The organism is Flavobacterium sp. WG21 (genome assembly GCF_000335775.1).
GTDB classification, from domain to species: domain Bacteria; phylum Bacteroidota; class Bacteroidia; order Flavobacteriales; family Flavobacteriaceae; genus Flavobacterium; species Flavobacterium tructae.
On record NZ_AMYW01000059.1, the window covers coordinates 1 to 9,337 of the forward strand.

The 9,337-nt window shown below is 37.4% G+C and carries 5 protein-coding genes; 4 read left to right on the forward strand and 1 reads right to left on the reverse strand.

Annotated elements, in window-relative coordinates:
• From C245_RS23435 to C245_RS0122310, 4 genes are all read left to right on the forward strand, one after another.
• A partial coding sequence (locus C245_RS23435) for a phosphopantetheine-binding protein (protein WP_017498828.1) occupies window positions 1–411 on the forward strand: 411 nt, incomplete at its 5' end.
• A gap of 237 nt (window positions 412–648) precedes the next feature.
• The gene (locus C245_RS23440; protein ID WP_017498829.1) at window positions 649–3,957 is read left to right on the forward strand and encodes a non-ribosomal peptide synthetase; all 3,309 of its coding nucleotides are present in this window, start codon (window positions 649–651) and stop codon (window positions 3,955–3,957) included.
• A gap of 108 nt (window positions 3,958–4,065) precedes the next feature.
• On the forward strand, window positions 4,066–7,374 hold the full coding sequence (locus C245_RS0122305) for a non-ribosomal peptide synthetase (protein WP_157495932.1): 3,309 nt from the start codon (window positions 4,066–4,068) through the stop codon (window positions 7,372–7,374).
• Window positions 7,375–7,659: 285 nt separating this feature from the next.
• The gene (locus C245_RS0122310) at window positions 7,660–8,421 is read left to right on the forward strand and encodes a ThiF family adenylyltransferase (protein ID WP_017498831.1); all 762 of its coding nucleotides are present in this window, start codon (window positions 7,660–7,662) and stop codon (window positions 8,419–8,421) included.
• A gap of 441 nt (window positions 8,422–8,862) precedes the next feature.
• Here C245_RS0122310 and C245_RS0122315 read toward each other — a convergent pair.
• Window positions 8,863–9,337, reverse strand: a 475-nt coding sequence (locus tag C245_RS0122315; protein WP_017498719.1) for a response regulator transcription factor, incomplete at its 5' end; no start/stop codon positions are given.

The window sequence follows — 9,337 nt, forward strand, 5'->3', positions numbered from 1 at the left end:
CCGGAATATATGTTACCTAGCTTCTATGTGTTTTTAGATAAATTTCCATTGACACCCAACGGTAAGATCGATAAAAAAGCATTACCATCAGTAAGCACAGAGGATGTTATCCAACAGGAATATGTGGCTCCAACCAATGAAATCGAAAAAAAACTGGTAGGAATATGGGAAGACATTCTAAAACGAGAGAAAATAGGAATCACCAATAATTTCTTTGAATTGGGAGGAAACAGTTTAACAGCTTCCGTTTTAATCAACAGAATAAACAGAACTTTTGATACAAGACTTACTATTCAGGACTTATATGAGACTCAGGACATCACAGGGGTTTTCAGGAAATTAAAATTTATTCTGTTTCAAAATGAATTAGCTGTAGAAACAGCTGATGATCTGGATGAGATATTGATATAATTTAAGGTGTGTACTATTTTTTACCCCAACGGTTTACTATAAAATCTAATCGCGAGTTTCATTTTATAGCTTAATCAGGATTACACTTTACAGTTGTGCTATCTTGATTAAAACCGAAATGAATCAGAGTTTACAGAACAAAATAAATGATCACTTACCACCATTTTACTAATATAATTGTGCAGTCATTCTAAAAATGGAGTATGCACTGCTAAAGTTTACTTTAAAAATAATATCATGATAGAGAACTTAATACATACATTAGAAAACTTAAATATCAGACTTCGGGTAGAAAACGGCGATTTGAAAATTAATGCTCCAAAGGGGACTTTAACTTCTGAAATTATTGAGGACATTAAGATCCATAAAAATAGATTTATTAGCTTGTTGTCATCGTCAGAATCAATTCCCAACGCAGCGATAAAAGAATCTTATGCACTTACTTCTTCACAATACCGTTTGTGGACCTTAAGTCAATTTGAGAGCGGTAACTCGGCCTATAACTTATTTGCTGCATTTGAATTTATAGGAGCGCTGGAATTTGAAAAATTAGCCGAAGCCTTTCAAATTTTGATAGAACGACATGAGAGTTTACGTACCGTTTTCAAAGAAGATAAACAAGGGAATCTGGGACAGCATATTGTTTCGGCCGCTCAATACAGTGGAGCTTTACAGTTTAGAGATTTAAGTAATGCCACAGCTGAAGCCCTGAGCAATCATACTAATACACTTCAAAGACATGCTTTTGATTTAGAAAAAGGACCTCTTTTTATAGGAGAGATCGTAAAGACAGCTACAGATCATCATATTCTAATGCTCAATATGCATCACATTATTGGCGATGGCTGGTCAATGGGGGTATTGAGTAAAGAATTTGTAACCATTTATAATGGATTGGTTATAGGAAATGAGATCGTATTACCGGACTTACTTATTCAGTACAAAGATTATTCAGAATGGCAAAACAGCCCGTCCAGACAAGCAGTATTGGAAAAATCCAAAGCTTTATGGTTAGAGATATTCTCAGGAGATTTGCCGGTTTTGGAACTGCCTTCCAATAAAGTAAGGCCTAAATTTAAAACGTATAACGGTTCAGGAATAAAACATTCCTTCTCAAAAGAGAGTACCACCGCACTTAACACTTATGCCCAGCAAAATGGGGTAACTCCTTTTATGGTTTTAATGGCCGGAATAAACGGATTACTGTCCAGATACACCAACAGCAGAGACATTATTTTAGGAACTCCCGTAGCCGGAAGAGAACACAGTGATCTGGAAAATCAGGTTGGGTTGTATTTAAATACGCTGGCCATTCGAACCACATTTGAAGAAAAAACAAGTTTTGAAGAGTTACTGACCCTACAAAAAGAAACCCTGCTCAATGCCTATTCGCATCAGGACTATCCTTTAGACAGTTTGGTAGAAGCGCTTGATCTTAAAAGAGATTTAAGCCGTTCGGTTTTGTTTGATGTTTTAGTGGTATTTCAAAATCAGCAGGAATTGTTAGGGTCTGAAAGTTTAACCATAAACGGTGTTGAAATAAAACCTTATAAAAATCTGAAAAAGTCATTTAGTAAATTTGATTTAACCTTTGCTTTTTCAGAATATCAGGGAGAAATGGCTTTAGATTTCGAATACAATACCGATATTTATGAATCAGAATTTGTAGTGCGACTAGCGGCTCATTTAGAAAACTTTTTAACCAAAGCCATTCAAAATCCGGAGCAAAAAGTAGCCACGCTTAACTACCTGAGCGAAGCCGAGACCACACAATTGCTAGAGGATTTTAACAACACAGCAGTAGCGTATCCTAAGGATCACACTATGGTTGACTTATTTGTTAATCAGGCGAAGAAAACACCGGAGCAAATCGCTTTAGTAACCGATACAAAAAGTTTTACCTACCAAGAACTCGATGAGATTTCTAACGAGCTTTCACACTACCTGTTAAGCCATTACAACTTAGCCGTAGAAGATTTGGTAGGCGTAAAACTGGACCGCAGTGAGTGGTTGCCTATTGCCTTATTGGCCGTTTTAAAATCAGGATGCGCTTACGTTCCGATCGATCCCAACTATCCGGCGCAAAGAATTGAGTACATCGAACAAGACAGTAAATGTAAAATCACCATAGACGATAGCTTTATCGAAAGATTTAAACAAGCAGAATCTATATCAAAATCTCTTCCGCAGATCTCTTTCAGTTCTGAGCACCTGGGCTACATCATTTACACTTCAGGATCTACAGGAAAACCAAAAGGAGTCATGATCACCCATCAGAACGCTGTGGCGATGTTATGCTGGTCGCAAAGAGAATTTAGCGATACTAATTTTGATATTTTATACGCCGTAACCTCACATTGTTTTGATCTGTCCGTTTATGAATTTTTCTATCCTTTAAGTATCGGAAGAAAAATACGTTTATTGGCTAATGGATTATCAATAGGAGATTATATTCAGAGCGACAAAAACGTACTAATCAATACCGTGCCATCGGTAATTCATACCCTGATAGAGAAAGGAACCACTTTTGAGAATGCTGTTGGAATTAACCTTGCCGGAGAAGCGTTTCCGGTAAGTATCGCCAACCATTTTACAGATTCCGGCATTGCTATTAGAAACCTGTACGGACCATCAGAAGACACCACTTACAGCAGTTATTACCGAGTAGAAGGGACTTACGAAAATTCCGTACCTATTGGAAAAGCACTGGACAACACCCAGTTCTATGTCCTTTCAGAAGAGCTGGCATTGCAGCCTTTAGGGGTAATTGGAGAAATCTGTATCTCAGGTGATGGCTTGTCCAGAGGGTATTTGTACCAACCGGAACTCACCGCAGAAAAGTTTATTACTAACCCTTTTAACGAGAACACAAAGCTCTACAAAACTGGCGATTTGGGTAAATGGCTGCCCGACGGTACCATCGCTTACATAGGCCGAAAAGACAGTCAGGTTAAAATCAGAGGACATCGTATTGAACTCGGAGAAATCGAGCAGGTATTACAATCACAGGAAGATATCGATCAGTGTGTGGTAGTTACTGCAACGGTAAATGGCGATCCGGTCATTGTTAGTTATTTGGTAAGCACTGCAACTATTGACAAACAACAGCTTCGTCAATCACTTTCGAAAGAATTACCGGAATATATGTTACCGAGCTTTTATGTGTTTTTAGATAAATTCCCTCTGACTCCCAACGGTAAGATCGACAAAAAAGCATTACCATCAGTAAGCACAGAGGATGTCATCCAACAAGAATATGTGGCTCCGACCAATGAAATCGAAGAAAAACTGGTAGCCATATGGGAAGACATTCTAAAACTGGAGAAAATTGGCATTACGGATAATTTCTTTGAATTGGGAGGGAACAGTTTAAAAGCTACCGTTTTAATCAACAGAATAAACAAGGCTTTTGATACGAGATTTTCTATTGAGGATTTGTATGAAACTCAGAATGTTATTGGAGTTTCGGAAAAACTGAAATTTATTGTGTTTCAGAATGAATTGGCCGGAGAGTCGGTTGATGATTTGGATGAAATTATGATATAAAGTTATCTCAATTCAGTCGATAGTATTTTTTGATGCTAACTAGTGAGATGAGAATATAATGATTCTGAAAAACAGAGATGCTTTTTAATTTATTTAAAAAATGATATCGTGATAAAAAATTTACTACATACGTTACAATCCTTGAATATCAGACTTCGGGTTGAAAATGGGGATTTGAAAATTACTGCTCCGAAGGGGGCTTTAACTCCTGAAATTATTGAAGACATTAAAGCATATAAAAACGAACTGACCAAATTACTTTCATCGTCAGAGTCTATTCCCAAAGCTGCCATAAAAGAATCTTATGCACTTACTTCGTCTCAGCACCGTTTGTGGACCTTAAGTCAGTTTGAGACGGGTAATTCAGCCTATAACCTATTTAATGCCTTTGAGTTTAAAGGAGTGTTGGAATTTGAAAAATTAGCCGAAGCCTTTCAAATTTTAGTGAAGAGACATGAGAGCTTACGAACCATTTTTAAAGAAGATGATCAGGGTAATTTGGGACAGTATATTGTTCCGATGGCTCAATACAGTGAAGCTTTACAGTTTACAGATTTAAATAATGTTACAGCTGAAGTTTTGAGCAATCATGCTAATACACTTCAAAGACATGCTTTTGATTTAGAAAAAGGACCTCTTTTTATAGGAGAGATCGTAAAGACAGCTACAGATCATCATATTCTAATGCTCAATATGCATCACATTATTGGCGATGGCTGGTCGATGGGGATATTGAGTAAAGAATTTATAACCATTTATAATGGATTGGTTATAGGAAATGAGATTGTATTATCGGACTTGCCTATTCAGTACAAAGATTATTCAGAATGGCAAAACAGCCCGTCCAGACAAGCAGTATTGGAAAAATCTAAAGCGGTATGGCTAGAGACATTTTCAGGAGATTTGCCGGTTTTGGAACTGCCTTCCAATAAAGTAAGACCGAAGCTTAAAACGTATAACGGTTCAGGGATAAAACATTCCTTCTCAAAAGAAATTACCACTCAGTTTAACACTCATGCACAGCAGAATGGGGTAACACTTTTTATGCTTTTAATGGCAGGAATAAATGGAGTATTGTCCAGATATGCTAACAACAGGGACATCATTTTGGGAACACCGATAGCGGGAAGAAAACACAGTGATCTGGAAAACCAGGTTGGGTTGTATTTAAATACGCTGGCCATTCGAACTGCTTTTGAAGAAAAAACAAGTTTTGAAGAGTTACTGAAGATACAAAAAGAAACCTTATTAAAAGCCTATTCTCACGAGGATTATCCTTTTGATAGTTTGGTAGAAGCGCTTGATCTTAAAAGAGATTTAAGCCGTTCGGTTTTGTTTGATGTTTTAGTGGTATTTCAAAATCAACGGGAATTATTGGCGTCTGAAAACCTAACCATAAACGGTGTTGAAATAACATCCTACAAGCAGTTGAAAAGACCCTTCAGCAAATTTGATTTAACCTTTGCTTTCGCGGAATATCAAGGAGAACTAGGCCTATACATCGAATACAATACTGATATTTATGAATCAGAATTTGTAGCTTGTTTAGCGAATCATTTAGATACTTTTTTAACCAAAGCCATCCAAAATCCGGAGCAAAAAGTAGCTACACTCAACTACCTGAGCGAAGCCGAGACCACACAATTGTTACAGGATTTTAACGACACAGCAGTAGCGTATCCTAAGGATGATACCATGGTTGACTTATTTGTCAATCAGGCGAAGAAAACCCCGGAGCAGATCGCTTTAGTAACCGATACAAAAAGTTTTACCTATAAAGAACTCGATGAGGTTTCTAATGAATTATCACACTACCTGTTAAGTAATTACAACTTAACCGTAGAAGATTTAGTAGGTGTAAAACTGGGCCGTAGCGAGTGGCTGCCTATTGCTTTATTGGCCGTTTTAAAATCAGGATGCGCTTACGTTCCGATCGATCCCAACTATCCGACGCAAAGAATTGAGTACATCGAGCAAGACAGTAAATGTAAAATCACCATAGACGACAGTCTTTTAGAAGCCTTCAGACAAGCAGAATCCATATCAAAATCTCTTCCGCAGATTTCTTTTACTGCACAGCATCTGGGCTACATCATCTACACCTCTGGATCTACAGGAAAACCAAAAGGAGTCATGATCACCCATCAGAACGCTGTGGCTATGTTATGCTGGTCACAAAGAGAATTTAGCGATACCGATTTTGATATTTTATACGCCGTAACCTCACATTGTTTTGATCTGTCTGTTTATGAATTTTTCTATCCTTTAAGTATCGGAAAACAAATACGTTTATTGGCCAATGGATTATCGATAGGAGATTATATCCAGAGCGACAAAAACGTACTAATCAATACCGTGCCATCGGTAATTCATACCCTGATCGAAAAAGGAACCACTTTTGAGAATGCTGTTGGAATCAACCTTGCCGGAGAAGCATTCCCGGTGAGTATCGCCAACTATTTTACAGACTCCGGCATTGCTATTAGAAACCTGTACGGACCATCAGAAGACACCACCTACAGCAGTTATTACCGAGTAGAAGGGACTTACGAAAATTCCGTACCTATTGGGAAAGCACTGGACAACACCCAGTTTTATGTACTCTCAGAAGAGCTGGCATTGCAGCCTGTAGGGGTAATTGGAGAAATCTGTATCTCCGGTGATGGTTTGTCCAGAGGGTATTTGTACCAACCGGAACTCACCGCAGAAAAGTTTATTAAAAACCCATTTAACGAGAACACAAAGCTCTACAAAACAGGTGATCTGGGCAAATGGTTGCCCGACGGTACCATCGCTTACATAGGCCGAAAAGACAGTCAGGTTAAAATCAGAGGACATCGTATTGAACTCGGAGAAATCGAGCAGGTATTGCAATCACAGGAAGATATCGATCAGTGTGTGGTCATCACAGCAACTGTAAATGGAGATCCGGTCATTGTTAGTTATTTGGTAAGCACTGCAACTATTGACAAACAACAGCTTCGTCAATCACTTTCGAGAGAATTACCGGAATATATGTTACCGAGCTTTTATGTTTTCCTGGATAAATTCCCTCTGACACCCAACGGTAAGATCGACAAAAAAGCATTGCCATCGGTAAGCACAGAGGATGTTATCCAACAGGAGTATATTGCTCCGACCAATGAAATAGAAGAAAAGCTTGTCGCCATCTGGGAGGAAGTTTTACAAAAAACGAAAATAGGAGTAAGTGATATCTTTTTTGCGCTTGGCGGACACAGTCTGAAAGCCACTCAGGTAATTTCTAAGATTCAGAAAGAATTCAATATTAAAATTGAACTTAAGGAATTATACAAAGAGCCGACAATTACCAACTTGGCCGGTTACATAGAATCCATACAAATTTTAAACAAACAACAGTTGATTCCTTCTGTTGTTGGGGAAGAATTGGTTTTTTAGAGCCACAGTTCATCTAAAAAAAGAGTATAAAAAAACAGTTACAGGAGTATTCTTGTAACTGTTTTTTTGTTTTACAGCTATTGTAATTTGCTGTATTTCAATTGTTTTTTGACTGAAGTGCTTTAATTGTTTTTTCTGTTTTGTATCTAGTGTGTTGATTTACAGTTTGTAATGGTTTTTTAGGTGGTTAAATCAGTGATACTGGGGGATCAAACGATAAAAACTACCCTTTAGGTTAAAAGGGTACTGGTTGTTTCTGTTTAATTTTGAATAAAAAATAATACTATGGATGATCGTTATTCAAAGAATAAACTTTATCTAAGCGATGAAGAACAAGAGATTATAAAAGATTTTCCAATTTTGCTGGCAGGAAGCGGTATTGGAAGCGTAATTGCGGAATGTGCGCTGCGTTTTGGTTTTGAAAAAATCACTATTGTAGATGGTGATCAGGTAGAGCGGTCTAATTTGAGCAGACAGAACTATACAGAAGATGATATCGATTCTAACAAAGTAGATGCTTTGGCAAGACGATTGAAATCAATCAATAAAAATGCAGAAATCAATTGCATTGATTTTTTTCTGACGGTCGAAAACATAGGGGATCATATTAAAGGCCACAAAGCGGCAATTAATACGCTGGACTTTTCTTCTCCGGTACCGTTGATATTCGATACCGCTTGTCAAAAGTTAGACATTCCGGTGCTGCATCCTTATAATATCGGATGGGGAAGTCTGGTAACTGTTATTGCCAGAGATGGCCTTCTTTTAAACGCACTGGCAAATGGAGAAGAAGAATTCAATGAATCGACTATGATGGATTACGCTTCAAGTTATTTGAGATTTTGGGGAAATCCGCAAAAATGGATGGACAGTATTATTGAAAAATACAAAATCGAAAAAGGCTGTCAGTCCCCGCCACAAATGGCCATTGCATCATGGTCGGTAGCAGCTCTGTGTACTCATTTGCTTTTTAATATTGCGACCGGTAAAAAATTCAAAAAATTCCCTGAGTTTTATTTATCCGCAATTATAGATGAAGATTTATAGAATCCCTTTTTGGGCTTTTAGCAATGATAATTTACCATGTAGAGACATAGATTTTTGGAGTGTTAGATGTGAAATATAAATTGTGAAACGTCTTAATTTTATCCGGAGAATCTATGTTTCTATGTGTTTAAAGCATAGCTAGAGAGCATAAGGATTTCAAAAATCTGCACAATCTGCCAAATCTGCGAGAAAAACATTCAACACGTAGATAGATAGGTTTTAAGAGATGTGTAAAGAGTAAAGAGTAAAGAGTGTCTCATAGAAACACATTTCTCTATTGTGACGCTCTGCGTTTTATTAAAAGTGAAACGCCTTATTTTAGGCTGTAAAGTCTATGTTTCTATGTGTTTAAACCTTAGCCACAGAAAAGATACGACAGAAAAAATCTGCGTGGAAATACTCCACGCATAGAAACATAGTTTTTATAAGAATAAAAGAATATTAAATCAGTTTATTACTGGTGGCATAAGCGATGGCCTCAGCAATATTTCCTACCCCCAGTTTGGTAAACAACTTTCTCTTGTGAAACTTAATTGTATCAGCCGATACAAACATACTTTCGGCCATGTTGGCAATGGTAAAACCCCTTATAGAATATTGCAAAACCTCCTTCTCACGGCTGGTCAGTTCTATCTTTTTCAGCACCTTCCAAAAATCTCCTTCAAGGTCATAACTGAAGATCTTATTTTCTCCCTTTTTATAAATTTTAATATTCCCCGACTGCAATTCAGAAGAAAGTGAGATAATACAAATCGATTTCCAGATTTTCCCATCATTGGTCAGGAAAACAGGAGTCAGTTTTTGATTCACCAAAAAAGTCTTTCCATTGGGATTCTTCAATCTAAAGTCATAGGAGATGGTATGATTCAGACGTTCTTCTACAGGAATATTTTGATAGAAGTCAAAACCTATGGTG